1 protein-coding gene is annotated in these 443 nt (G+C 74.0%); it reads left to right on the top strand.

The window, feature by feature from the left end:
• Positions 1–4 precede the first annotated feature (4 nt).
• The coding region (locus AMK27_RS40970) for an SDR family NAD(P)-dependent oxidoreductase (protein ID WP_241847818.1) at positions 5–443 on the top strand (439 nt) is incomplete at its 3' end.

Genomic DNA, 443 nt, shown 5'->3' with positions numbered 1-443 from the left:
CTGCCTGGTCGCCGGAGCCACCCGCGGCGCCGGACGCGGCATCGCCGTCCAGCTCGGCGCGGCCGGGGCGACGGTGTACGTCACGGGGCGGACCACCCGCGAGAAGCTCAGCGAGGTCGGCCGGGCCACCGAGACCATCGAGGAGACCGCCGAACTGGTGACGGCCGCCGGCGGCGAGGGCATCGCCGTCCCCACCGACCACCTGGAGGTCGACCAGGTGAAGGCGCTGATCGACCGGATCGACCGGGAGCGCGGCCGGCTCGACGTCCTCGTGAACGACGTGTGGGGCGGCGAGCACCTCCTCGTCTTCGGCGACAGGACCTGGGAGAGCGACCTCGCCGGCGGCCTGCGGATGCTGGAACTCGGGGTGCGGACGCACGCCATCACCTCCCACACGGCGATCCCGCTGCTCATCCGGAACCGGGGCGGCCTCGTCGTCGAGG

The sequence above is a fragment of the Streptomyces sp. CB02009 genome (assembly GCF_001905825.1).
GTDB lineage: Bacteria > Actinomycetota > Actinomycetes > Streptomycetales > Streptomycetaceae > Streptomyces.
This window is presented reverse-complemented; position numbering and strand designations above follow the sequence as displayed.